Below are 25830 nucleotides of genomic sequence, written 5' to 3' on the forward strand. Positions count from 1 at the left end.
GGGAGCACAATATCGCAACAAACTTACTTACCATAGGGCCAACAATAGAGCAAAGCATGGCCCTTTGGTCTAGCTCGTGCCAGTAGCCTCGTCAGACGCACTAGTGTTCAAGACTAACATCAAGTGACCTCACTCCCGAATGTGTCACCAGATGCTGATGACAGCCGTGTTGTGCAAGTTACATTGGCCGTCAACGAACCTCATGACACCATGTGCATTTCGAACAAATACATTGTGAGCAGGCAATTGAAAAAGCCTTGAATATGCATTCATCTTATTACTTGAGCATCGCGCTTGCGATTGGGCTTTAAGTTGTAGCGGCGATATAATATAACTCTTCTCTTTCTGTGTATGACCACTTGCCTCGTCACGATGGGTCAGCGTGTACGAAGCGTTCATGCACACAAAGAATTGGGTCGGAATTGTAGCCCTCTTCACGATTAGACCAGAACATTTGTTCTGTTTTGCACTCGCCCTTTCCAATGCCCCCCAAATATCAAAAAAAGAAACCAACTGAGTTACTAGGGCTTCTCTCAGGCTAGCAGCGTCTTGGGAAAGAAGATCGCTAAAAGCCTCAATCATAGGTAAGCTAGATCTAAGCGCCTGGTACTCAGGAAAAGTTGAAACTCCCCCTGATGACACCAGCCATGAGCAGTAAGCGGACACGCAGGTGCAGCTAGCCGAAAGGCTGAGAACATTAAGCTGACTGTGGCTTAGTGACTTCATAGTATTGAAGCATTTTCGGTGCTGCCTTATGTACTCTTTAAAGAAATGACGCCGCATGCACTTCAGACAGCTTACAACGTCCCTTACATTGAAGCTAGGTCGCTGATTACTAGGCAATTTACCTATGCTGAATTTGCAAGTACTAGCACCTTGAGCATTTAAATTATCGATGCCAATTGCCGCAGGGGCGTAGTTGACAACGCAAACGTCGTGAGAAAAATTATTATCTTGCCAATATAGATCAAATGGAAGGCCTACGCGCCCCCTTACATATTCAAAATAAAACTCACTAATCTCAAGGTCTCGCAAACCGGAAATCTTCGAAATCACTTTACAAACGTCACCCAAATCCAAGCGTTCAATATCTTCTAACCAAGCCTGATATACATCGCCGATTATTTTAAATGCTCTGATTTCGTCTAGTGGCAATTTGACGATCGGTATACGCTCAAGGGCCAGAGACCTCAAGTGCTCGCAAGAGTTGCTTTTGTTAAGCGGCTTAGTATAAAGGCTTCCGCCCTTTATCAAGGCGACTGTGCAGCCCCTGCAGTACGTCAATACCTTATGATGCACTGGGCATTTCTCTAGCAATGGATTTTGAAAAAGCGATGAATGAAAATTTTGAGTGATGCAATCCTGGCAATGCCGAATGGTTTGGGCGCGGGCTTGGCTTGGCGAGTGAAAATTTGAGCTTATGCAGCTTTGCTTCAAGGTAAGCGCTGAAAGCTGTAAGCGCTTATTCAGATCCAACAAAAGTTTTTCGTGATGCCGTCCTAAGCTTGATGCAATTGCACTGCCGCCATTAACATCAATACCTTTCAATACCGCACTCAGGCTAATGCGATTAATAATCAAGGTTTTTGCAATGATTAACCAGCAAGATTGATATGGAGTTTCAATCTTCGGGTAAGACAAGACCTTATCCATTAGAGACCTCTTCCGTGACATCTATGAGCTGTGCGAACTCACCCATCCCCGAAACTCGGATAGCACTGACCACCATGGATTGTGTGAGAATAAATTCAGGTTTATCTCCGGGCCTCGCGGTAGCAAGTATATAGCCAATGGCGGTAAACAGATGAGCAGTAGGGATGATTTTTGCTTTCGAGGAAGAAACTGCTTTTTTTGCCTCTTTGAAGATCAATTCAGCGGAGTTCGCGAGCCTGAAGCCAGCACCAAAAGCATTGGGCACAAAAAAATTAGTAAAAGTGCAGGCGCTTAACTCCGGAAACATTAACTCTTCATCAAATTTTTCAAGGGTCGCAGCCAACCAGCCAACCTCCGCACAACCTTTGAATCTCTCCCTCCGGCTTAGAAATCTGGCGACCAGCGCGATCTGCCCTCCCCGACTCAGTGTGGTTCTTACGCTGTTAATCTCATGCTGTGCAAACCCGATGGTGGTGAGGGAGATATTATTGAGTTTCAGCTCATTTTGAATAGCCTGAAGGGCTTGATAATCTTTGGTTACCATAGCTTGCATTTCGTCAATCATTAGCAAACAATGCTTTCCACTTTTTCCCGACAACTCACAAATTATGTGATCAACCACGCGATCCCGCGCCTCTGACTTTGACAGACGATAAGTGTCTTTTTCCAAGCCCATACTTTTAAATATCGTCGGAATGATGCCTATCTCTTTGGAGGGATCGCAAGACGCCATAATTACCATTTTGTCCGGAAACTCCTTGCAAATCAGATACCGCACAGCTTTGGCACATTCAGTCTTACCCATTCGAGGTGTTGACCAAAAATAGACACTGGGTTCGCTAAGAAATATTAGCTCCCTAACTTTCTGATAAATCTCGACGATAGTAGGAGTAAGAGTGAAGTAGTTTTTCAGCATAAGTGGGTGTTGCGACTGCAGTTCATCCCTTCGAACACTGTCTAACGGATCAAAACCACGCATCCCTAACTCCTCCAGTCAAAAATCCTTGATCATTTTATTCAAGTCTGGCATTGGATATGGAATAATGGTCGCAGTTTTTTGCGGCTTGGGTTCATCATTATTTTTATCCGGGCTCGGTGACGACTCAGATACTTCGACGTTCCTTGTTAGGGGGCTTGTAACTTCGTCATTTGAGTCGTTCCCTGGCTTGTACGAGTTAAGCTCTTCACCTCCTAAGTCCATGCCCGCTAAGACTTCCATCTCGACCCTCTTATGCTCTGTGGCTGCCTTGGCGACACTCATGGCAACATCTGCTGCGCCATCTTTTATGCCTGGGCGACGTTTGACAAGTATTTCATATACAAGATAATTGGATCATCAAATTCAGAGGCAATTAACAGCTTCTGGGCCAGAAGACTATTAATGGACTTTCGAGTTTTTCGGCTATGTCTTGTCAGCGACCATTTCCCACAGGCTGTAAGATTCTCCATAAATGAACCATCAGGCCAATATGCCTTGAGGATTCTCATATCATCCTCATCGACCTCCACAATGATTTTCTTATCCGCAAGCCATGCTGACTCTCTCAGCACGCCTGACGAATAATGCACACGATCAAGTTGAATATGAGGCCTGACTCCTCGCTTTGGATAACACCTCACAATGACCGATTCGGTAACAGAATAATTAGTCATTTTCGAAACATTCTCTTGGAGCACAGTTCTAGGAATGTAGTGCCTGCTGTCCTTATTCAACTTTTGTCGAATGTACTCATTCGGCGAGAGGAAACCTATACCCTCTGAGGGCGTGGCATTGCTCAAAGCAAAATGGTAAAAGGCGAGTTCCTCAATCAAGCTAGCATCGATCTTGAGGTGAGCTGATACCTCAGAACTGCCTTCGGCTCGCCCTGACCCAGGGCTGGAACCTGTTGTGCTTGGTAGGCGCTGGAATATTTGACTAGCCAGCTCTTTAAAAGACCTCTCCACATTTGGACGCATCTCGAAATGACCAGGGGGCCCGTAGCATAGTGAATATCCTAACTTTTTGCGGAGGACATCAGATACCGCACTAGAGAGGTTTGCTAGCGCATTATCGGGCATCAGCACTGTTGGAATTGTATGAGCAAGCTCAGGGAATATTTCTCCCGGAAAACCTACATCTCCACTCAAATTCATTCCAAGAACTTCTTTTCTAGGTCTAGGAAGATTTACCCTCAGACTCTCGGTCAGCAATCTGACAACGTCGACCGCACTCACCTCACTACTGAAGATGACGATAAACCACCAAACAGCCGTTGAAGCCCGATCTACCAAAGCCATGATATTGATCCGTTGTATCGGAACATAGCTTATTAGACCGTCTCCATTATCGAACCCAATGGAGAAATGCGCATCAACATGGTAGCTATCAATTTCCGCCGCCTCCATCATGTATTCAAATGTAAGCAAAGCGTTATTACCGCTGCCTACCATAAGATGAGCCTTGGCAGCCACTTCACCGTTCACCGTCACATTGCGATCAAAATCTTGATCAAGTACTTGCTGGACAAACTTCCCTATGCTTCTTGAACCCAAGAGCTTTGTGCCATAGGGCCACTCGTCCTTAGGATGATTCTTCCCTTTAAGGTAATCCATCATCTCCTTATGTACATTTTTGGGCTTGATGCGAAACTCATATACGGTTCTTTCATGCTTAAGCTTGAGCACTTTTCTGACCAGCACCAGTTTTAGGTCAGGGTATTTAGTCAGCAAGTTAGCAAACGCGCCGGCATATCCGCCTTTGCCCTCTGGGAATTTTGGCTTTATAGGACTAGTACGCGTATACACTTCCACCCTAACGTTAGGTATTAAGGCCTGATACCCTCGAACCAGACCGTTACTCGCTATTGACAGACATCTTTTGATCAGTCTGTGCAGCTCAGGAGCTTTTATTTTTGTTGCATCTTCGATTGCGTAAAGGCTGTCTCCTTCAGCATATAGGTCAACAGCCTTCACGCGATTTATGAATAGTTCTTCAGTATCCGGATCCATGCCATCAGTCACGACAGGTGGCCAAGGGCGCGTTGACCTAATTGCCGATACAATCTCGTAGCGACTCCTTTTGGCGCTCATGTAAGCTTCCAGTAACTGTGGTTACCAAATGGGAGCTCCATCAGGTCAATGCCCACTCCTCCCGCTAAGACTTTTTCTGCGAATATCCCCAACACCACCATCGGATCATGTCGGGATGTCGCTAATAGGATTTGCTCAACTTTCCCTGCCTTCAAAGCTAGAAGTGCCAGTTCTACGGAGCCTTTGGTCGCGTTATGTTTCCGCCCTCTGATTTGAGACGCGTAACCGATCAGCGTTAATGTTCTAGTAGCCTTTTTTGCCTGTTGCCTGAGATGGTCATAATACACCCTAACAAAAGTTACTTGGCGTTCCTCTACTACCGCCCTGCCAGCAAAACGTTCGCGCAGCGCAATAGTGCTTTCTTTGACCCCGCCATCACCTGCGGACAAAGTATGAATTTGCACGTCACCATTCATTCTCTCTACTCGAATGACCTCACTATTACGAAACTTACCCTCGCCCTCTAGCTTCAACTCCGCCTCATAGCCAAACTGAAAGCTACGGATTGTTGGATCGGTTTCCAAGTGCGTCACCCAGTAAACGCACTCATTATTGCTGGCTAGAGCAAGGTCTTTCTGGGATTTCGGGCTATACACGACCCAAAGAGCATTTCTGGTATTTTTTCGGGCTCCATGGGAGGACATCAACTTCCCTCGAAGCTTCGACTTGAGTGTCGCCATCACCACCTCTATCTGCCATGATAATCCCAGGAACTCCGCTCATGCCCATTGGCGACCTTAGACTGGCTTGGCTGAATGTGCCAAATAACTTTTTCATCTAATAAAAAACATCAGATCTCTTACCGGATATAGCTGGCACCATTAAGCATTATATTGAAGGACGGCAAAATCTCTGATCAATATTTATAATACCCAGTGTTTAGCTAGAGTTTGAAATTGTCTTAGACATATATTGAGCGCAATACATCCGCACTACCCCCTTTGAAACCTATTTTAAATCATTGAGATATCAGTCAGGGAGCGGTGGTCTCTTTGGTGGCTCATCAAGCCAGTAAAAGGCTGGCACCCTTCCTGCTAGTGCCTGCAAACCCGTTGGTATTGGACTGCCCTAGCCCGGGCTTTATGTTGTAGTGACCTAACGAAGCTGGCCACCCATTCGCGCGAGAATGCTGCGATAGAGAGGTGTCTGATGACAAAACAACGCCGTACCCATACCCCTGGGCTCAAGTGAGTAGACGCCAGCTTGCTGGAAGGCCAGTGTATAGTTATGACGCACGTCGGCCGGTTGATTCATCCCCTTGCCGCTGTGTGAGCCAACTGCAGCAAGAAAGTGGCGGTGTCACCGCCGACCAGCAAAGTACTGATGCCTTAGGAGAAAAAAATCCTGGAACTAAAAGCTCGCATCAATCGCTTGGAATGGGAAAGGCTACCGCGATCTTGGTAGTCGAGGAGCACAAGCGCTCGCGTTAGTCGATCAGCTCCGCTCAGAAGTGGCGGTTGATCTGTTTTGCTCATATTTTAGAGTCATAAGACCTTGCTATTACGAACACTGCCGCAAACGACGCACGCCGGATGTTAATGGTTCGAAGCGTTTGTCAGCGGGGGCAGGCAAAGCGAAGGCCGACGAAGGTGCGAGGTGCTTCATGCTCTAGGGGCCATGCTGACTCTTTCTCCATTTCTAATCTTTACTAGACAACCTTCTCCATTTCTATTCTTTGCAGCATTTGTGCTCCATTTCTATTCTTTATTGGCAAAAAAATGGTCAGCAACCATGCGAAAAAATCTCGAGTGCAATGCAGAGCATCTTCATATCTTATTGATTCTATAGACTTTTACTTTTAGTAGAGATTTATAAAGCTTTAGTTCCGAGTACTTCTCCGGCTACTGATCGGGATCAGGCAGCAGCTCCAGCGGCGGCATTCCATAACACACGATGAATATGTCTTGGCAGCCAAGCTCGCGATACCAGCGCACAACGTCCTCAATCAGTTCGCCCAAGACACCGATCAAAATATCGTCGTAACCTCCAGGAGCACCGGCTTCATATCGATAACGCGCATTGGTGAAAACTTCACGATCCTTCTCGATCCAATGCTCGTGACGATCAAGCCGAATACGTTGCCTGATCGGTTCAGGTATCGCGTGAAACAACGTAAGCAGATCATGCTTATTAGGCCCTTTGTCTTTCCGATAAGCCGGAATTCTGTCTGTCGCTTTCAAATGCTCATGCGCAGTTTTTATTGCTCCCTGATCCAGTTCGTAAGTTTCATTGACTTGGCCAAGGTTGCCATTGGGCTTTGACACGAAGCTTTTGAGCAGGATTTCCATGCCAATTGCAGCATTGATCTGCGCAATGTCCAGCATGTCATGGCCACGTCTAAGGTGCTTCGCTGCCTTCAAATAGCGATATGCGCTTTCAACCATCCAGGGCGACAAATTTGTCATTACAACAGTCCTTTTCGCTCGTTTTCGTTCAGTTCTTAGATACCAAAGCCAGGAGCTTCGCAACGCTGGAGCCCTTGATTTACGTGGCTTGTTACCGATTACACGTGTCTGCTGCAGCTTTGCAAGATAACGCACATGCTTGGAAGATAGCGACCAAGGATGAACGACCCCTAGTTCATTTAATGCGCTACCCTCCTCCATTAATAGCTGATGATTATAACTAAACTAAATAGTCATTTAGTTGAGCTATTAATATGCTCCTTCATCCCTTCCTACCTACTCTACAACTAAGGAAGGTCTGAAGTAGCCAGAAACTTACGCGTAAGTTTCAGCTTTCGCCTTTTGCAAACCCGAATAACATCCGTGGCGAGTCCACTAGCAGCGCACGCATAAGCTCCGTCGAGCACTCCAGTGCTTGAAGTTGATCGATCACCGTATCGAAACCGACGCCTTCTTCATGTTGCGTATGCGGCCAGTCGCTGCCCCACACCAAACGGCGACGGCCGAAGCTCTGCTCCAGCAGCGGTAACGCCATCCGGGCAAACTCGAGGTTCTGTTGTGGCGTACCTTCCAGTCGATAGATACCGGACACCTTCATCCACACTTGCCCGCTCAGCCCCAGTTCCAGCACCTCGGAAAAACCTGGCTGATCAAGGCCAAAACGCGCGTCCGGACGCCCCAAGTGATCGATGACGAGTTTGATCCCAAACGGCATCAGCTGACGAATCAGTTTCGGTAAATCCTCCACCTGGCGGTGCAACTCCACGTGCCAGTCCAGTTCAGCGATGTGGCCGAAGAAGTCCTTCCAGGCAGCGTCGTGAAAGTCAGGCAAGGCTTTGCCCATGAGGTTCAAGCGAATGCCGACCACGCCCAGCCGAGCCATGTCGTTCAACATGACGCGGCTGACACCTCGCTCCAGCACCACTACCCCTCGCAATCGCTCCGGCACCTGCCTCAGCGCCGCCAGCAGGTAGTTATTGTCGGTGCCGAGAAAACTCGGCTGCACCAATACACCATGACTCAGGCCATGGGCTTGCAAGTGCTTCAGATACTGCGCAAGTGTGGCGTCGTAGCCAGGGGTATAGCGTCGTGCAGCGGCCAGGTTCAGCTCGCGGCTGAACACATGAGCGTGGGAGTCGATGCCGGTGATCGGCGCAGGACAGGTATCAGGCATGGATTTCATCTATCGAAGGTAATGGTCATCAGGCCCGGGCGGTCTCGTTGCCGTCAACCGTGGTTTGCACCGGCGCAGTCGAGGCCACGAGACTGCGCCCACGGGTTTCCGGCAGGCAAAGTGCCGCGATCACCGCCACACCGTAGGCGACCCCTGCGTCGATGCCAATTGCAGACCCCAAGGACATGGAGTCGCTCATGTGGCCGACCAGGAACGGGAACACCGCGGAAAGCACTCGGCCAAAGTTGTAGCAGAAACCGACACCGGCGCCGCGCACGTCCGCTGGATACAACTCGTTGAACAGCGCACCAAGACTCGCCGGAATGCCAGCCGCGAAGAAGCCGAGCGGAAACCCCAGGAACAGCATCTGGGTATTGGTCAGCGGCAGGAACACATAGCACTGCACGGTGACGACACAGCACAACGCAAACAACACGATGTTTTTGCGACGGCCAATACGGTCGATCAAAAATCCGCTGACCACACAGCCACACCAGAAGGCGAAGATAATCACCGCCAGGTAGCCGCCAGAGTTCAGCACCGACAGGTTGCGCTCTGTCTTGAGGAACGTCGGCAGCCAGGTCATCACTGCGTGGTAGCCGCCGTGCGCGCCGAGGCCCAACAGGCCGCCGAACAGCGTCACGCGGATGAGTTCAGGGCGGAAAATGCCGGCCAGGGATTTGAAGAAGCTTTGCGGGATGGCGTTTTCTTTTTGCAGGCGCTGGAAGCTGTCGGGCTCCTCAACGTTGCGACGTACCCAGATGATCAGGAACGACGGCAGCAATCCGACCAGGAACATCACACGCCAGGCCATGTCCTGGGGTACAAAGGAGTAAATCAGCGTAAACACCCCGACCGCCAGGCCCCAACCCACGGCCCAGGCGCTTTGCACCGTTCCCATGACCTTGCCGCGATATTGAGGGTTGATTGTCTCAGCCATCAGCACTGCGCCGGCAGCCCATTCGCCACCGATGCCAAAACCCTGGAGCGCTTTGACGATCAAGAGCTGATTGAATCCCGTCACGAACGCGGACAGAAAGGTGAAGACCGAGAACCACAAAATCATCCACTGAAGTGTGCGTACCCGGCCGTAGCGGTCGGACAACGTCCCCCCTACCCAGCCACCAATGGCTGAAGTGACCAGGGTGACACCACTGATCAGCCCGGCGTCGCCCTTGGTCAGGGCGAACGCGGCGATCAACGCCGGAATCGCCAGGCCGAACATTTGTACTTCCAGCGCATCGAGCGACCATCCGCCGAAGCAGGCCCAGAACGTCTTGCGCTCCCGAGGAGTGACTTGGCGATACCAGCTAAACATGATTCTTATCCTTATAGGTGGAACGTGAGGCAGCCGAGAGCGAACCGCGCCGCTACGAGGCCAGTCAGAACAGACAAAACGATCAAACCAGCGGCGACCGACTCGCCGCTGAACGAAACGCTACCCAGGCACGGGTCAGCGAATATCCACGCGGTAACGGAAGTGCTCGGCATGCCCGCGAGAACGACGCCACTCCAGCGGTGTACCGGCGTAATCACGCGCCAGCCTCTCGATCACCACCACCGGGCTGTTGACCGGGACTTGCAGCAATCGCGCGTACACGTCATTCACCGACTCAGCGGTCAGCGTTTCTTCGGCCGAGGCGACGACCTGACCGCAGACCTCTTCATAGATCGGATACAACAACGGCCCTTTGCTACTCAGGTCGATCTCCAGCAGCGGCTGAAATCGATTGCGGGGTAACCAGATTTCTTCGGCGAGCACCGGCTGAACATCAAGCAGACGCACACGAACAATGCGGATCACCGGCGCGTCGAGTGGCAGCCCCAACGCCTGGGCCACCGCCGAGGGCGCGGCCACCGGTTCGATCGACAGGATGCGACTCTCTGGCACCCGACGCTCGCCGGCAGCGGTTTGAAAACGGAAGAATCGGAACAGCGAAGATTGGAACTGAGGCCGGCGAATGAAAGTGCCTCGACCTTGCTGACGTTCCAGGATACCTTCACTGACCAATGCATCGACCGCTTTGCGCACGGTGCCGGTAGACAGTTGGTATTCCGCTGAAAGCGCAGCTTCGGTGGGAATCGCTTCCCCCGGACGCCAGCGATTGTTGGCGATCTGTTCAGCCAAATGGTCACGCAGGCGTTGGTAAAGCGGCAAGCGAACATCACTGGAAAGAGAACTCATCGACTTTGTTCACCTTGTTATCTAGTCATATATATGAATATGGAGGCGAGTATTTCCCCATACAGCTTCGCTGTCAATAAGGGTCAAGGCACTTTGCTGACGAATGGCGGGGCCAAGCCGTAGCCAATCTGCGTCAGTTCGACTCGGAAATCCTCACCGTTGTCTCCCCTGCCCTCACCGCAGACTAAGCACCCATTAGCCGCCACTACTCACTGGACAATAAGCCTTCGGTGAGCATCGATACTGCTTGCTCCGGCGAAGTCAGCGCGGTGTCTATGCAAAACGGAGCTTCGGCCCACGCTTCATATTCGTGATCCAACACAGATTGCCAGGTTGCTGGAATCAACCCGGGAATATCACCCAGCCTCGTTTCTATGCGGCGCCGATGTTCGTTTTTATCCGAGCAAATCACTTCAATATTTACCAACCGAACACCCGTTTTTGAGGCGGTTTCGTTCCACGCCATTCGGCTTTCGATGACTGGATTTACGCAATCAACGATGACCATACGGCCTAGACGAAGATTACTCAGGGCGAGTTCATTCGCGACCATGTAGCCACTGCGCCCCACGTCTTGCGCAAGAGCACCGGAGTTTCGAATCGCTTGTTCGATCGTATCGATCCGCAGGTAGAGGGCGCCTGTCGTAGCGACGAGGGCCTTGGCGATAGTGGTTTTTCCAGTGCCCGGAAGGCCGCTGAATACGATAAGCATTGTCTGTCCTTGGAAGAGTGCGAACACAATGCACCTTGTCACGTCGGTCATCAGATCACCGTTTAAGTTATGCCTCCCACAAGAAATCTGACGCCTCCATCATTCCTCCATGGTTCCTCCCATAAAACCCAACATTCTTTGCGCACAATCAGCATCTCTAAAGTCATCGCCGATTAAGCGGTGGGCGCTTGGATGACTAACTGACGGCCTGAAAAAGATGCTCCAAGGGTGCCTCAGCAACCCCATGCTTCAATCCCGGCCAGATCAGCCCCCTGCTTCAAATTCAAACTGAATGGCAAAATAAGGAGTGGCTATGTCTTTTAATATTGGGCTCAGCGGGCTGTATGCGGCCAACAAACAGTTGGATGTCACTGGCAATAACATCGCCAACGTCGCCACCACCGGTTTCAAATCATCCCGTGCAGAATTTGCTGATATCTATGCGGCTGCCAAGCTGGGTACTGGGCACAATGCTATCGGTAATGGTGTGAACCTGTCCGCTGTGTCCCAGCAGTTCACTCAAGGCGATGTCAACGGCAGTGGCGGCACACTGGATATGGCGATCCAAGGCGGTGGTTTTTTTGTGCAGAAAGGCAGCGACGGCTCTCTGCAGTACACCCGTAACGGTGCCTTCAGCGCAGACAAAGATGGCTACATCACCAACAATACGGGCACCTCACGCCTGCAAGGCTACGCCGCAGACGCCGACGGCAAGATCATCAAGGGCGGGTTGACCGACCTGCGGCTGAACCTGTCGAACTTGCCGCCAAAGGCTTCCAGCAAGGTGGACTCCACCAGCAACCTGAACGCGTCTGCGCCGGCGATCAACCAAGCCACCAAGCCGTTCGACCCAACCGACACCAGCAGCTTCACGACCCAATACAGCACCACCTTGTACGACACCCAAGGCAACTCGCACGCTATGGTGCAGTACATGGTGAAGACGGACGCCAATAAATGGATGTCTTACACCCTGATCGATGGGCGAAACCCAGACGGTACGGCAATCAGTGGCATTGCCGGTGTCGCGCCGAGGGGTTCCCTTTTGACATTTGATACGTCGGGCACTCTTTCGACTATCACGATCCCCCCCTCCGCAACGTCCAATACCACCCTGACGATTACCGACTGGAAGCCGGGCGCACTGGAAAACGGAGCATGGAAATATAACGGCGCTGCCGCCAACCCGGCCGGCGTTGCCATCAACATGGCCAACATTACACAGTACAACTCAGCCAGCTATCGCAACCCACCGATCACCGATGGTTACGCGACGGGGCAAATCACCGGCCTGAAAATCGACGGTAGCGGTGTGATGTTCGCCACGTTCAGCAACCAGCAAAGTAAAGCGATCGGCCAGCTGTCGCTGGCGAGTTTCAACAACGAGCAAGGCCTGCAGCCGGCAGGTGGCACTGCCTGGAAGGAAACCTTCGCTTCCGGCCAGCCGGGTTATGACGTCCCTCAGGCCGGAACACTCGGATCGATCGTCGCCAATGCTCTGGAGAACTCCAACGTTAACCTGACCACCGAGTTGGTGAACCTGATCAAGGCCCAGAGCAACTACCAGGCAAACGCCAAGACGATTTCGACCGAAAGCACCATCAACAAGACGTTACTCCAGATGACGTGAGGCTCGTTCGGAAGTCAATTGTGTTTGCCCTCCCCGACAAATCCTAACCACGCAAAACGGCCGCCAAGGAGATTTGGATGCTTCCTGCACTGTATGTCGCAAAAACCGGGCTTTCTGCCCAGGACACTAACCTGACCACTATTTCCAACAACCTGGCGAACGTCTCGACTACCGGCTTCAAACGTGATCGCGCCGAGTTTCAAGACCTTGTCTATCAGATCAAACGACAGCCAGGCGCACAGTCAACCCAGAACAGTGCATTGCCCTCTGGCCTGCAACTAGGCACCGGGGTGCATGTCGTCGGCACCCAGAAAAACTTCTCTGCCGGCAGCCTGCAAACGACCGGTCAACCTCTGGACCTGGCGCTGAACGGCCGTGGTTTTTTCCAGATACTGCAACCCGACGGCAGCCTTTCCTACACTAGGGACGGCACGTTCCACTTAAATGCAAACGGTCAGATCGTCACAGCGAATGGGTTCGCCCTGGAACCGGCGATCGTTGTTCCCAACAACGCCCAGACATTCACCGTGGGCCAGGACGGGACTGTATCGATCACTGTCGCCGGCAGCCCTGCCTCGCAGGTGATTGGCAATCTGCAGATAGCCGATTTCATTAATCCGGCAGGCTTGCAAGCACAAGGCGCCAACCTCTTTTTGGAAACCGCCGCCAGCGGGGCTCCTCAAGTCGGCACTCCAGGAGTCAATGGTATCGGCACAACATTGCAGAGCACCTTGGAAACCTCAAACGTGAGTACCGTTGAAGAGATGGTCAACATGATCACCACTCAACGAGCCTATGAAATGAACTCCAAAGTTGTCTCTACCGCAAAAGAGATGCTAGGCAACCTTACAAAGAGTCTTTGATTGAATCGTCACGGGGTTTCGTAGACGTCGCTACTGTGTGCGCGCTGCTTTTAATACTCGTCCCATATAATAAAAATTACAGCATCGTTAGGCTGGGCTGTTGTAGGAATAAGTTTCCTCTACTGCATACCTTACCGCGCAGGGCTGTAAAAATGATACATAAGTCATCACGAATTCTCATCGCCGATGAACAGCATTTCTTTCGCTTGCGAATTGAAAGGGTATTGAACCAATTGGGCTATCACCGGATTGCACCAGTGCAGTCCATTACGGAATTACGGCGCTTGGTAGATTATGCGTATGCGCCGTTTGATGTACTGATTCTCAACGAGAAATTCAGCAACCAGAACAGCTTTGCCCCACTGGCTTTTTGCCTCGACTCCCCGCAGATTCTCTCTGCATTGATCTATGGCAGCGAAAAGCTGGTCGCCGGGTCGGTCATTCGTTGCGGTAAAGTCACCATTTGCGATGCGACTTTTGTCGATCGCGCGGAACTCCAATGGATAATCTCATCAACAGATAATTCCATTCCAGTGCAGGACACCGTCCGATATCCGTATTGAACGAAGTCACGCGGAAATCAAGCAGCCCCATTCAGGATAAGACCTCTCAGAACACGATCCGATCGTATCAATGCTCCGCTGCTACTGCGCACTGTATTTAATCAGCCGACCCTAAAGTTTATGAAAAAGGTGCCGTTGAATTAGATAGCAGTAGCCTGGTTCGATTCTCGACCCAGTACTAGCAGGAGAAAACCATGAATACCATAAAACCCGGTCTAATGGTGTTACTTACATTGCTTATTAGTCCTATCGTGATTAATCAGGCCAACGCAGAGGCCGTTACGACGGGCAAGATTAAGTTCAGCGGAGCAATCGTAGAAGCGGCGCAATGCCAACCCCTCCACTCCCCCTTCCACACCACCCTCCCCTCCGCGCTCGCCATCCAGTGCGAGCGCAGTGAAATGACGTCGCGGGTCACCGCCAGCATGGATACTGATGTGGTTGTCTGGCGGCACCTGAGTTCAACGGGAAAAGGTATTGTTCTCAGCCAAGATGCTTCGCATGACGCTTACCGAATCACCTTGAGTTATTTCTGAGCCTCGTGCTCTGGTGTAGGCAGCGCCGCCCTTGAGGGCGGCGCGCAATTGAGGTCCATAACGCTCATGGACATGGCGAAGTCGACGGTTATTGCCGTGGCTGGTAGAACGCAATGCTCGGCACGGCACTCTTGATCTTTTTCGGTGCAGGTGCAGGCTTGTCTGGCGTCGGAGTCACTGCGTTGCACTTCAGAGAAATACTCTGATAGTTCTCCCCGGATTTTTTCTCCGGCAAAGCAAATCTTACGCGGCACTGATTGTTATCCCAGCTAATCAGCAGCTCACCCGAAGTCTGCTCATCGCTCAGCAACGCGAGCACCCGTCCGCGTGGATCGGCAATACCCAGGCGCTGGCCGTCGTCATGATCCACCGTCGCACCGAAGGGCATCAGCTTGCCATCCGGGCGGAACAGCTCGAACTGCACCCGGCGTCCACTGCTGGACTTGAACGTAGCCAATGCCGCAGCACCACGACGCGGCACCACTTGTTGCATGGCCGTGTCGATCTCGACGTCAGGACTCATCCCATTCGCGCTTAGGCCCAGCCAGTTCGCCCGGTATGGCGTAGCGTTGGGGACGACCGCGTAACCGTTGGCACCGGTTTTCACCCCCGAGTAGCTCGCCACCGGTACGTCCGCCATGCGCGGTTCGACCTTGACCAAGGCAAAGGTCTCGCTCAGCGGCTGGGCGAGGTTGACGCCTCCGGCATGGGCGACGATAGCGCCGTTGGCTTGCAGAGAAGTCGAGTGGTACTGATTGCCATAGCTGTAACCCAGCGTCATGTTGCCGACGGACGTGTTACTGCCCACCGATGCCGAGCCATTGCCGGTTCCGTCCGCTCCCCGGCCGGCGACCACCGAATAGTTCACGTCACGGTCACTGGGCAAAGTCCCGGTGACGCCCGTCTGCAGGCTGGTATCGCCGCCCTGCTGCCGGCTGCTGTTCATGAACACTTGCGGCGGCCTTTCCCCGCCACCTAACGGGAAGGACAGTGAAAGCGTGAGGGTGGTGTCGCTGTAGCGACTGTTATACACCGACGAGCTGACGTTCTGCGCGTGGGTCACACCCACGTTGTAGCTCAGGCTGCGCCAGGAGTTGCTATAGCCCGCCGAGTAGCTGCGTGAGCTTGAATTGTTCCAATAGCGGTCGTCCGATCCGTTGAGGTACACGCTGCCAAAGCGATTGTCCTTGCCCAGGTTCTGCGCCAGATAGACGTCCAGACGCGTTCGCGAGTACGCAGAAGAAGTCGACGAATAATCAGGAAACTCACTCGAATACCACGCATGCCCCTGTGCAGCGCTGCTGGCATAGACGTGGTCGGAGAGGCTTCGGAAGTTTTCATTGAGGCTGCGCTGGGCATTGACCGACACGTTAGTGTTGGTGCTCTCGATGAATTTTGCATAGCGCAGGCGCAAGCGCTGGCCGGCCTTGCTCGTACCCTCAATGCTGCTGTGGGACTGGGTTCCGTCCAGGGACACTGCGCCGATACGCGTATTGATCCCTGCGCCCATGCTATACGCCTGAAAGCCGGAAGCCGCCTGCAGACCGCTGGCCAAGGTCAGGTCGCTGGTCAGGCCATACATCATCGAGCCATTGGCAAATACCGGACGTTCACTGGAACCATAATCCTGCTGGAACTCCCCCAGCGTTGCGTCATACAGCAGCCGCCCTTCACGCACCATCAAGGGTGGGCTGGAAAACGCCTGGCGCATCACCCGACGGCGGCCATCCGCCTCGATGATGGTCACCTCCAGGTCGCCGTTGGAACCGGACGGCGAGAGGTCGGTGATTTCAAAAGGCCCTGGCGAGACGTTTGCGCTGTAGATCAGATAATTGTTCTGGCGCACTTCAACGGTGGCGTTGGACTCGGCATTCCCTCGAATGACTGGCGCATAACCCTGTTCGCTATCCGGACTCATGCCTTCGTCGGAGGCCATCTGCACCCCGCGAAAACGTACCCCGTCGAACAGCGGCGAATTGGTGTAGGTCTCGCCTAGCCACAGTTGGCTTTTCAGTCCTGTGATGTCCCGCTGCAGGTAGGTGTTCTGGCTGGTGAACTTCGACGGTTGCCCGGTACTGGAAGTCTGGGAAGAGTTATTGCGCAGACGCCAGTCACCCACATTCAGCCCCATGCGCAACCCCAGGTTGGTCGATTGCCGGCTTTCATTGCTGGAACTGTAGTCGTAGCGGCTATTGAGGTTGTAATTGACGAAGCCAAGGCTGACCCCGGAATCCCACACGGAAGGATCGACATAACCGCGGCGCTCGCGAGTCATCGCGGCCTGCGGCACGCTCAGGTTCAAGCGCAATCGCGGCGAATCGTAGACCGCACCGGCTTGATCGATCAGATCAGGCAGACGATAGCAGTCAGTGTCGGTCTTGAGCTTCCCCTCGCTGTGCAACGCCACGGTGTTGATGCCGACTTGCTTGAGCAGATCCTCGCTGAAACACGCCTCGACCTCGCCGGACTTGGGGTTCTCGGAAAAGACCACATCCTGGCGTCCGACCAGCGTGTTGTTTGCATAGATATCGACCCGATAGATGCCCGGCAGTACGTCGCTGCCCATCAACAACGTTTTCACATCCGCAGACTGGCCCATGCCATACAGGAACGCGACGTTGTAACCCTCATGCCCCCGGCCGGGGGGGCGAGTGATATCTACCGCCGTAGCGTTGGCAATCAGCTGAGTGTCGGCCTCCGGTACGGCCTTGACCAGGCCGTCGGCCGCGATAGCGTCGATCCAGAAACATAAGCATGTGCTCAACAGCATCAGACGCGGAGTGCCGATGCGAAGTCGCGAGCCGGTCATGTGTGATGTGAAAAACAAGCTAGGTATCGACATGATAGTTTCGAGAGATTCTGCTCAAAAAAAAGGAACGCGCAGCCGTATGACTCAGGCAATCAGCGCAAGCCTTAGCGCTATGTATGGGACAGATGCCAGGGAGGCGCTCGGGCGTGTGGTTAAGGCGTTGCGCGTTGAGCTTGAACGGGGGTGCCACTGACAAGTTGTGCGTTGAAAGTGTCGACGCCGCCGTAATCGTTGACGGCCTTGAAGCTGAGGCGCGCCTGGGGCGAAATGCCAGCGTTCTTCAACGTCAGGTAATGGGTCTCTCCCGGCGCGATCATGAAGGGCGTGGAGAGTTTTTCCTGCTGCGCCATGGCGCTCAGATCGACAGTATTGATCGGGACATGAAAAGCACTGGAATTGACGACTCTCAGCGCCGGTTTTCCGGCTTGCTGAACCAATTGCCAGGTCAAACCGGTAGCCGCATCGGCCGCCGTTCCGCTGATGCCCGCGGGACGATAGAACAGCTTGATGCGCTGACGAATCGCCAACTGCAGCGTATTCTCGCCTTCGACTTGCTCCGGAACTTCCTGAACATTGAGCCAGAGCACGGTCTCTTTATTGGTCGGCAAATCGCTCTTGCCTGCATAGAGTACGCGCAACAGTTGTTGGCCATTAGGTTGCATCTTGGCCAATGGCGGTGTTACTGCAAATGGTAGTTCACCACTATCACCGGGCGTATTGCTCTCGATCCACGACTGGACCAGCACTTTTGAACCTTCATTGCGAACAATGATAGAGGCTTCTTTATTCTTACCCTCAAATATCAGGCGAGTACCACTAAGGGAAATGGCAGCCTGCGCGGACAAACTGAAACCCAGGCACGCCGTCACCAGCATGACTTGGGCCGCGAGACTACGAAATATGAAAGTGGTCAAAAAACAATCCTCCGAAAAAAGACCTCAAGCAAGGTTCTGCAACCTCGCTTGAGACAAGCCGAGGGCTTAGTTGTAAGACAGGGTGTAGGCCACGGTTGCGTTGGCCGGACCCGCAGTTGCCGCGCCCGAGGACGTGTGGGTGTAGTAAGCCTTCAGCGGGATACTGCTGCTGCCACCGCTGATCGCACCGGTCAAGGTTGCGCTGCCTGAGGTGAAGTCAAGCGGTGCCGGAGTACTGGTACGCGTATCAACCAACATGATTTGTACGTTGCTCGCACCACCGCTCACCGCAATACCTTTGCCGGAGACTGCAGTCGGCGTCAGTTTCAGTTCGACGGTGGTTGCCGCCGAACCGCACTCCACACTCAAGTTCAGGTCTGTCGGCAGCGCGGTCAGGGTACCGCCGCCACTTGGATTGGCTTCAGTCCCCAGGGCGCTGACTGGAACAGTCCCGAGGTTGTAAGTCAGGTTGCCGCCCGCAGTGCCAGGGCCGTCACTATGAACAACACAACTATCGGCACTGATAGTGCCATTGAAAGTGATAGTGCCTGTAGCACCAACAGTAGGAGTAGAAGCCGCGTTGGCCATGGCCGAGAGCCCCATTGCCGAAATAACTGCAACGCTTAGAAAGAGCTTTTTCATATTCAGTGTCTGCTTTAATGGAGTATAGATATCGTCCGCCAATGGAAGTCCCACAGGCCTTTGCATATCGATCGATAGCCGTTACCGGCACCAACGAATACTAAGTAAAAGCAGAAAGATTTTATGTAGGACCAGTACGGAAGTTAAACTTGCGGCGCAAAATCGCAGCGGACTAACAGCGTTATTGATCCAGGTCAAGTTCCGTGCCCGAGGGGCCTCGGAAAGGCAACTAACGCCGAGAGCGACGCATAGCAATCAGTGACCGCGATCAACCATCGCGCAGACGTTGTTGGGCTTGGCGCGCCAGCACGGCGATTTGAGCCATGGCGTCTTCGGGCGCCTTGGCATCCGCCAGGGATAACATCCGTTCCAGGAGATCATGCAATGATTCAGGGGGGCTGATCACACTGGTTTGCAGCGCATCGCACAATTGCTTCACGCCGGTGCTGCAAGCCCTTACACCGTTGGCGCGCACATCCTGTTCCAGGTCCATGCACAGCGCGGCCATGTGTTGCATATTGAATACGCCCAAGGCGCCACGCAACGCATGCAGTTCTGCCAGGATCGCGGCGGTATCGTCCGCGTCCCGGGCCCGACACAGGGTTGCCACCGATGCTTGGCAGGATTCGCGAAACACCCGCCGGATGTCATCAGGCACTGCGTCGCCAGCCAGGAGTTCACTGCCAGACCAGGCCTTGCCCCCCCACTCGGTGCCGGTCACTTCGGACAAGGCTTGGCCCAGGTCCCTGAGCGACAGCGGCTTGCTCAGAACGCGAGTCATGCCGACGTCTTCGCCGCGCGCGCGCTCCTGCGGTGTTACGTGCGCCGTGACCGCCAGCACCGGGAGTGCCGGCCATCGCTGGCGAACCTGCAAGGCAAGCTCATAGCCGTCCATCCCCGGCATCGACAGGTCGGTGAGCAACACATCGAAAGGCTCCTGCTCCAGACAGGCCAGCACTTTTGCCCCGCTCTCCACGGTGGTGGCGAGGCATCCGAGTCGCTTGAGCTGCTCCTCAAACAGTCGGCGGTTGACCGCGTTGTCTTCCGCAATCAATACCTTCAGCGGTTTGGCCAGTGCCGATATGCCCTGCTCCGCCTTCGCTAACGGTTGACCTTGCAAGCCATAGCGCAACGCCGCTGCCAGCCCGCGCAGACCGAACACCGACGCACTGAGGACGCGCCCGGCGGCCACGGGTTCGGCCGGGCCGTCCTCCGTGCAATCGATGACCCAAGAAGACTTTTCCACCAGGCGGTTTTCGTCATCGGCATGCCAGGTCTGTCGTGAGCCCCACAGAATCAGGGTGTCGGCGCCCTCAAGCTGGTCATCTTGCAATTGTGCCGGGTGACCATAAGACTGGACCTGTAACCCCCAACTGCACAGAGCCCGGGTCAAATAGGTGCGGCAATCAGGCGAGGCCGCCACCAACAGCGCGCGTTCAGACTCGAAGCGCGGAAGATCCGGGTGGCCGGTCGCCGCTCCCAGAGGCAAGCGCAGGGTAAATCGACTGCCGTGACCATGCGCGCTTTGCACCACAAGGCTGCCGCCCATGGCCTGGGTCAAGCGCGAGCACAGTGCCAACCCCAATCCGGTGCCGCCATACCGACGGTTGATACTGGCGTCGGCCTGACTGAACGCACTGAACAGCCGCGCCTGTTGCTCGGCGGTCAGACCGATCCCACTGTCCTCGACCTCGATAGTCACGGTGCGCGCAACTTTATCCGCAGTCAGGCGCAGCAGTACCTGGCCCTTGTCCGTAAACTTGATGGCGTTGGACAGCAGGTTATGGATCACCTGCCCCATGCGCGTAGGATCACCGCGCATCGGCAACGAAACACTCTCCTCGAACTCGCCGAGCAACGTCAGGCCCTTGGCCCGCGCGACCGGCGCAAATATCATCAGCGCCCGAGACGCGATCTCCAGGGCATCGAACTCAAGGTCCTCCAGGCGTAACTCATTGGCTTCGATTCTGGAAAAATCCAGGACGTCGCTGATGATCGCCAGCAACGCATCGGAGGTTGTCTGGATGGTCTTGAGGCGGTCGCGTTGGCGCGAGTTGAGCGGCGAGTAGGCAAGCAATTCGAGGTTGCCCAGGATGGCGTTCAACGGCGTGCGGATTTCGTGGCTCATGGCCGCCAGGAACCCGGACTTGGCCGCATTGGCGGCGTCCGCGGCCTGGTGTGCTTCACGCAGTTGCTGCTCAAGACGTTTTTTCGCGGTCACGTCGGTGAATGCCGTCACCAGCACATCACGACCTTGGTAACGGGCCTGGGCGATGCTCACCGACAGGTCGATGTGTTGGCCATCGAGGGTGGAAACACCGAGGTCTTCCTGGCGAATGGTATGCACCGGAGGCGTGCCCGGCAGTGTCAGCCGTTGTTTGAAATGCCGGGCAAACAGTGCCGACAAGCTGGTTCCAGGGCGGGAGATATGCCGGGCCATGTCGATCATCGCCGGGCTGCGCAGCAACGGTTGTTCGTTGTCGACAGCAATCAGGCCCAGCCCTATCGGTGCGGTCTCCACCAGAATCCGGCTGAGTTGCTCGTTTTCAAACACCCGGCGCGACTGCGCCACGGCTGGCGCCAGCAACCGCCACTTGACCAGCAGCAATACCAGCCAGGTGGCCAGGATGATCAGGGCCGAGGTCAGTGCGGTGACGGCGATCTGCGGTGCAACACCTTTAGCGATCTGCTGCCACGACTGGGCGTACACCAGCGTCCAGGAGGTGTCTCCCAGCGGCCAGCCGCTGAGAACATGGCCTTGCAGATAGGTCGTTTGGCGGCTGCGCCCCAAGCCGTCAGCCAATGCCTGCTGGGCCTCGCTCAAGGTTTGAGGCCCACCCGCCTGCTGACAGGAAAAGATCGGTGAGCCATCGGCGCCCAGAATCATGCAACTGCCTTGCAGGCCGGTGTCCGGCAACTTGGCTGCCAGGCTGGCCAGCGGCAGCTCGAACACCAGAGTGCCGAAAGAGTGCTGATCACGGCCGATCAGCGGTGCCGCCACCCGAATCGCCGAAGCGCCGGTGAGCGGGCTGTCATAGGGCGCCAGCCACTGAAATGCCGGCAGCCCCTTTGCGCTATTCCGCGCAGGGTTGTCCGCTGCGAGCAGTGCGCGTCCGTTCTGACGGGTCAGGGTTTCGAACAGACTGTCGCGGGACGCCGCGATACGCGCCTGCCACTCTGCTCCAGGCCAGGGTGCAACCGCGAGGATGAGAACACTACGTTCGGGGCTGTAGAAGTAGGCGCTGAGATCACCGGCGTTTCGGGCCGCTATCACTGCGGTGGCGGGCGCCATCTGCTGCGCCAGATCGATGTAGCGCCAGGCCTGGGCGGGATCGTCCTGGTGGGTGCTGCCGAGCACCAGCAACGAAGGCGCGGCAGCGGACGCATTGACGCGTACCAGCTTGCCAGCTTCGATGTAGGCCTGCAGACGCTTGCTGTCCGGTGCCTCGGCACGCTCCCAGGCAAGCTCCATGTTCTGCACATTGTTGCGTAAAGTCGCCGTGGCACGCGCAGTGAAGTCCATTACGTGACGCACATCGACGGAGACTTCTTCGTTGGTCCGGGCAACGTAGGTCATCACCGAGGCAACCACTTCCAGTACCGCGGCCAGCAGCACCAACACGGTGATGGCAGTGCCACCGCCCATGACCAACATAGTCTGATAGCGATGCAAGCGGGCCAGCACACCATCCTGGTCAAAGGTTGTGGTCATCGCTCGAACGTTCTCCCACTGCGCACTCATTTGCTGAAATATGGATCGCTGCTTTCAGACGCGGTAACGGCAAGCTCACGCGATAGCTGCGGTGCGCGCCAGATTGATCTCTGCCGCCAGTTCTGCCATCAGCCTGTCCACCTCCGCCAGCGCGGAAGCGGCCCCACACTTCAGCCCGTTCTCCGCATCGATCAGCTTGCGGCTCACCCCGCGCATCCGGTACACCCCGAGCATGCCGCGCAGGGAGTGTAACTCTGCGAGCATTTGCTGCACATCACCGTCGCGTCGGGCCTGGCGCAGCACGGCCAATGAGCTTTCGCAGGACTCCCAGAACATTTCGCGAATACTGTCCGGCATGACCTGCCCACCCAGTAGCCCACTGCCCTGACCGACCTCATAGTAAGTGCATTCGGTGCCCGTCACTTCCGACAGGGCCTGGGCCAGTGCATTCAGCGACAAGGGTTTGCCCAGCACGCGGAGCATGCCCGCCTTTTCGCAACGCCTGCGGTCCTGCATCGTGACATGGGCGGTGACCGCCAACACCGGCATATCGGGCCAGCGCTGCCGCACCCGACGTGCCAATTCGTAACCATCGAGCAAGGGCATGGCCAGGTCGGTGAGCAGTGCGTCAAACGGTTGATCGTCCAGCCATGCCAGCGCCTGCTCGCCATTCGCAACCACCAACGGGGCACAGCCCAGCAGCTTGAGTTGCTCCCTGAACAGCTCCCGGTTCAATAGATTGTCTTCGACGACCAGCACCCGCAATGGCTTGACCAGGACTTTTCTGGCGTTTTGTGGCGCGGCCAACGCTTTGCCTTGCAGCGCATGACGCAAGCCTGCGACCAGCCCACGCAGCCCGAACATCGAAACACTCAACAGACGTCCAGCAACCAAGGGTTCCCGGGTTCCATCGATAGCACAATCGATGACCCACGACGACTCCTCCACAAGTCGATTTTCCTCAGCGGCGTGCCAGCTGTGCCGCTCCCCCCAGAGGATCAATATCGACGCCGTCGAAATTGCCTCTGATCCGACCTGGGAGGGATGGCTGTAGCAGGTGACACGCAGGCCCCACGCTTGCAACACGCCGCAGACATAGTCACAGGCGGAATGCGAGGCCACCACCAGCAATACGTGCTGGCCATTGAAGCGCGGCACCAATGGCACTTGCGTACACGCCCCCAGGGGCAGGCTCAGGATGAAACGGCTGCCCTGCCCCAGTTCGCTGACGACGGACAATGTGCCGTCCATGGCCTGCACCAGCCGCGAGCACAACGCCAGCCCCAACCCGGTACCGCCAAAGCGGCGATTGATAGACGCATCCGCTTGGCTAAAGGCCTGGAACATGCGCGCCAACTGCCCCGATGACAAGCCGATGCCGGTATCCTGGACCTCGATCAGCAACTGTGACCTGGACTCGTCCGTCAGCATGCGCAACAGGACCTGCCCGGACTCGGTGAACTTGATGGCATTGGATAGCAGGTTATAGATCACCTGCCCGAGGCGGGTCGGGTCTCCGCGCATCGGCTGCGTCGATTCCTGGCCCAATTCGCCCATCAATCGCAGGCCCTTGGCCGCCGCCACTGGAGCGAACATCATGAGCGCGCGGGACACCACCTCCAGCGCATCAAACTCGATGTGCTCCAGACACAGCTCGCCGGCCTCGATTTTAGAGAAGTCCAATACATCGCTGATAGTCGCCAGCAGGCCATCGGAGGAGGCGCGGATCACGTTCAGCCGATCGCGCTGCACGCAATCGAGGGCGGAATGGGACAGCAGTTCCAGATTGCCGAGGATAGCGTTGAGAGGGGTGCGGATCTCATGGCTCATGGCCGCGAGGAACGCCGATTTCGCAGCATTGGCCGAATCGGCGAGCTGGCGCGCCTCGCGCATCTGTTCTGTCACCCGGATCTTCGCCGTGATATCAGCAAACGCCGTCACCAGCACCTCTCGCCCCTTGTGGCGTGCTCGCGCCATTCTCACCGACAAGTCGAGCCTGGAGTTATCGCGCAATGTGAAGCTCAACTCTTCATGGAACGCCTCAGGCGGTTTCCCTGGTTGCCCGCGGTATTCAAGCATCAACTCGTCATACCGTTTGATAAAGGCCGCCGGCAAGGAGGCGCCCACAGGGGCTAAGCGTTCACCCGTTTCCAGCATCGTGGGGCTGCATAGCAGTACCTCGCCACTATCCAGGGCAATCACCCCCAATCCCACCGGCACGGTGTCGATCAAGATACGGTTGAGTTTTTCACTCTCGTGGACACTCCGCGCCCATTTCAACAACGGAGAAAAGACCCCTAGCCTAAGAGCAATCAGTAACAGCCACATCAACATCAGCGTTATCAGGGTCAACGCGCCCTCCATGCCCACTTGCCGGCCGATGATGATGCCGATACTGCGCGAGCTATAGGCATGCACCAGGACCCAATCGCTGTCCGCGACGATACCCGTGAGGCTGAACACCCCGTCGCCGTATCGCTCTTGCAGAGGCAAGTAAGTGTTATCGACCAGATCATGCAGGTAGTCAGGCTCCAGGTCGCGAGAGTCATCGCACGGGTTGGTGGCACTGACCTGTACGTCGCCGTTGCGCGGCAGAATCAGCACAGTGCTGCACATGCCATAAAAATTGAATGGTGTGACCAGCACGCTCATGTCCTGTGTCGCCAGAATATTGCGGTTAACGATAAAGACCTGGCGTAACACTTCCAGATGCGTGCGCCAGCGCTCATGCACCCCCAATGAAAAAGTCAACAACACCATCAGCGTGGTGAACAGACCTCCTCCAAACAGCAGCAGTCGCTGAAAACGGCGATAGCGAGTCAAGACGTTTATTTGGGCGTTGGTCACAGCACTGGGCTCATCCTTTAGTAGGGGCATACTATGAACCGAGTCAGACTTTTTCAGGACGGCTGGAGACCCATTGCAGACAAGTACTAGCCCCATTACGCAACTTTTAGTACTTT

19 protein-coding genes are annotated in these 25830 nt (G+C 54.8%); 4 read left to right on the forward strand and 15 right to left on the reverse strand.

Annotation, left to right across the window (positions count from 1 at the left end; genetic code table 11):
• Positions 1 to 144: 144 nt before the first annotated feature.
• The 10 genes from INT12_RS13770 to INT12_RS13815 form a co-directional block, all read right to left on the reverse strand.
• Positions 145 to 1653 (reverse strand): hypothetical protein, encoded by a 1509-nt coding sequence (locus tag INT12_RS13770; RefSeq protein ID WP_193058878.1) that lies wholly within the window; start codon positions 1651 to 1653, stop codon positions 145 to 147.
• On the reverse strand, positions 1646 to 2632 hold the full coding sequence (locus INT12_RS13775; protein ID WP_193041106.1) for a hypothetical protein: 987 nt from the start codon (positions 2630 to 2632) through the stop codon (positions 1646 to 1648). The genes INT12_RS13770 and INT12_RS13775 overlap by 8 nt, the downstream gene beginning before the upstream one ends.
• Before the next feature lie 15 nt (positions 2633 to 2647).
• Positions 2648 to 2914, reverse strand: a complete 267-nt coding sequence (locus tag INT12_RS13780) for a hypothetical protein (RefSeq protein WP_193058879.1) — start codon at positions 2912 to 2914, stop codon at positions 2648 to 2650.
• Positions 2915 to 2937: 23 nt separating this feature from the next.
• Complete coding sequence (locus INT12_RS13785; RefSeq protein WP_193058880.1) at positions 2938 to 4722, reverse strand: hypothetical protein; 1785 nt, start codon at positions 4720 to 4722, stop codon at positions 2938 to 2940.
• Entirely contained in the window at positions 4719 to 5402 is a 684-nt protein-coding gene (locus tag INT12_RS13790) for a hypothetical protein (RefSeq protein ID WP_193041108.1), read from the reverse strand. The genes INT12_RS13785 and INT12_RS13790 overlap by 4 nt, the downstream gene beginning before the upstream one ends.
• Positions 5403 to 6563: 1161 nt before the next feature.
• Positions 6564 to 7127, reverse strand: coding sequence for a hypothetical protein (locus INT12_RS13795; RefSeq protein ID WP_226926189.1), 564 nt, complete (start codon positions 7125 to 7127; stop codon positions 6564 to 6566).
• A 328-nt stretch (positions 7128 to 7455) separates the two neighbouring features.
• Positions 7456 to 8301 carry an amidohydrolase family protein gene (locus tag INT12_RS13800; protein ID WP_193041154.1) on the reverse strand — a complete coding sequence of 282 codons (846 nt, stop codon included), beginning with the start codon at positions 8299 to 8301 and terminating at the stop codon, positions 7456 to 7458.
• Positions 8302 to 8329: 28 nt separating this feature from the next.
• On the reverse strand, positions 8330 to 9619 hold the full coding sequence (locus INT12_RS13805) for an MFS transporter (RefSeq protein ID WP_046489496.1): 1290 nt from the start codon (positions 9617 to 9619) through the stop codon (positions 8330 to 8332).
• Positions 9620 to 9754: 135 nt separating this feature from the next.
• Positions 9755 to 10486, reverse strand: a complete 732-nt coding sequence (locus INT12_RS13810) for a GntR family transcriptional regulator (protein WP_017846225.1) — start codon at positions 10484 to 10486, stop codon at positions 9755 to 9757.
• Between the two features lie 205 nt (positions 10487 to 10691).
• Positions 10692 to 11198 (reverse strand): AAA family ATPase, encoded by a 507-nt coding sequence (locus INT12_RS13815; protein ID WP_104904551.1) that lies wholly within the window; start codon positions 11196 to 11198, stop codon positions 10692 to 10694.
• Between the two features lie 313 nt (positions 11199 to 11511).
• On the opposite strand from INT12_RS13815, the gene flgE reads away from it, so the two are divergent.
• The 4 genes from flgE (at position 11512) to INT12_RS13835 (ending at position 14790) form a co-directional block, all read left to right on the forward strand.
• A complete protein-coding gene (gene flgE / locus INT12_RS13820; RefSeq protein ID WP_017846227.1) occupies positions 11512 to 12828 on the forward strand; it encodes a flagellar hook protein FlgE in 1317 nt (438 codons plus the stop codon).
• A 77-nt stretch (positions 12829 to 12905) separates the two neighbouring features.
• Complete coding sequence (flgG, locus tag INT12_RS13825) at positions 12906 to 13691, forward strand: flagellar basal-body rod protein FlgG (RefSeq protein WP_057004138.1); 786 nt, start codon at positions 12906 to 12908, stop codon at positions 13689 to 13691.
• A 152-nt stretch (positions 13692 to 13843) separates the two neighbouring features.
• Entirely contained in the window at positions 13844 to 14254 is a 411-nt protein-coding gene (locus INT12_RS13830) for a response regulator (protein WP_132849932.1), read from the forward strand.
• Between the two features lie 194 nt (positions 14255 to 14448).
• Positions 14449 to 14790 carry a hypothetical protein gene (locus tag INT12_RS13835; protein WP_193058881.1) on the forward strand — a complete coding sequence of 114 codons (342 nt, stop codon included), beginning with the start codon at positions 14449 to 14451 and terminating at the stop codon, positions 14788 to 14790.
• Positions 14791 to 14878: 88 nt separating this feature from the next.
• Here INT12_RS13835 and INT12_RS13840 read toward each other — a convergent pair whose 3' ends face one another.
• The 5 genes from INT12_RS13840 to INT12_RS13860 form a co-directional block, all read right to left on the reverse strand.
• Positions 14879 to 17632: a fimbria/pilus outer membrane usher protein gene (locus INT12_RS13840; RefSeq protein ID WP_226926190.1), complete on the reverse strand. Its 2754-nt coding sequence runs from the start codon at positions 17630 to 17632 to the stop codon at positions 14879 to 14881.
• A gap of 119 nt (positions 17633 to 17751) precedes the next feature.
• Entirely contained in the window at positions 17752 to 18513 is a 762-nt protein-coding gene (locus INT12_RS13845; protein ID WP_226926191.1) for a molecular chaperone, read from the reverse strand.
• A gap of 66 nt (positions 18514 to 18579) precedes the next feature.
• The gene (locus tag INT12_RS13850; protein ID WP_169886607.1) at positions 18580 to 19155 is read right to left on the reverse strand and encodes a fimbrial protein; all 576 of its coding nucleotides are present in this window, start codon (positions 19153 to 19155) and stop codon (positions 18580 to 18582) included.
• A gap of 268 nt (positions 19156 to 19423) precedes the next feature.
• A complete protein-coding gene (locus INT12_RS13855) occupies positions 19424 to 22867 on the reverse strand; it encodes a hybrid sensor histidine kinase/response regulator (RefSeq protein ID WP_193040170.1) in 3444 nt (1147 codons plus the stop codon).
• A 75-nt stretch (positions 22868 to 22942) separates the two neighbouring features.
• Positions 22943 to 25714: an ATP-binding protein gene (locus tag INT12_RS13860; protein ID WP_193058882.1), complete on the reverse strand. Its 2772-nt coding sequence runs from the start codon at positions 25712 to 25714 to the stop codon at positions 22943 to 22945.
• Between the last annotated feature and the right edge of the window lie 116 nt (positions 25715 to 25830).

It is taken from the genome of Pseudomonas sp. K8 (genome assembly GCF_014889455.1).
GTDB classification, from domain to species: domain Bacteria; phylum Pseudomonadota; class Gammaproteobacteria; order Pseudomonadales; family Pseudomonadaceae; genus Aquipseudomonas; species Aquipseudomonas veronii.

Coding starts and splice junctions, on each gene's coding strand:
- INT12_RS13770 (WP_193058878.1), bottom strand. CDS start 1,653: ATGGATAAGGTCTTGTCTTACCCGAAGATTGAAACTCCATATCAATCT.
- INT12_RS13775 (WP_193041106.1), bottom strand. CDS start 2,632: ATGCGTGGTTTTGATCCGTTAGACAGTGTTCGAAGGGATGAACTGCAG.
- INT12_RS13780 (WP_193058879.1), bottom strand. CDS start 2,914: ATGAGTGTCGCCAAGGCAGCCACAGAGCATAAGAGGGTCGAGATGGAA.
- INT12_RS13785 (WP_193058880.1), bottom strand. CDS start 4,722: ATGAGCGCCAAAAGGAGTCGCTACGAGATTGTATCGGCAATTAGGTCA.
- INT12_RS13790 (WP_193041108.1), bottom strand. CDS start 5,402: ATGGCGACACTCAAGTCGAAGCTTCGAGGGAAGTTGATGTCCTCCCAT.
- INT12_RS13795 (WP_226926189.1), bottom strand. CDS start 7,127: ATGACAAATTTGTCGCCCTGGATGGTTGAAAGCGCATATCGCTATTTG.
- INT12_RS13800 (WP_193041154.1), bottom strand. CDS start 8,301: ATGCCTGATACCTGTCCTGCGCCGATCACCGGCATCGACTCCCACGCT.
- INT12_RS13805 (WP_046489496.1), bottom strand. CDS start 9,619: ATGTTTAGCTGGTATCGCCAAGTCACTCCTCGGGAGCGCAAGACGTTC.
- INT12_RS13810 (WP_017846225.1), bottom strand. CDS start 10,486: ATGAGTTCTCTTTCCAGTGATGTTCGCTTGCCGCTTTACCAACGCCTG.
- INT12_RS13815 (WP_104904551.1), bottom strand. CDS start 11,198: ATGCTTATCGTATTCAGCGGCCTTCCGGGCACTGGAAAAACCACTATC.
- flgE (WP_017846227.1), top strand. CDS start 11,512: ATGTCTTTTAATATTGGGCTCAGCGGGCTGTATGCGGCCAACAAACAG.
- flgG (WP_057004138.1), top strand. CDS start 12,906: ATGCTTCCTGCACTGTATGTCGCAAAAACCGGGCTTTCTGCCCAGGAC.
- INT12_RS13830 (WP_132849932.1), top strand. CDS start 13,844: ATGATACATAAGTCATCACGAATTCTCATCGCCGATGAACAGCATTTC.
- INT12_RS13835 (WP_193058881.1), top strand. CDS start 14,449: ATGAATACCATAAAACCCGGTCTAATGGTGTTACTTACATTGCTTATT.
- INT12_RS13840 (WP_226926190.1), bottom strand. CDS start 17,632: ATGTCGATACCTAGCTTGTTTTTCACATCACACATGACCGGCTCGCGA.
- INT12_RS13850 (WP_169886607.1), bottom strand. CDS start 19,155: ATGAAAAAGCTCTTTCTAAGCGTTGCAGTTATTTCGGCAATGGGGCTC.
- INT12_RS13855 (WP_193040170.1), bottom strand. CDS start 22,867: ATGACCACAACCTTTGACCAGGATGGTGTGCTGGCCCGCTTGCATCGC.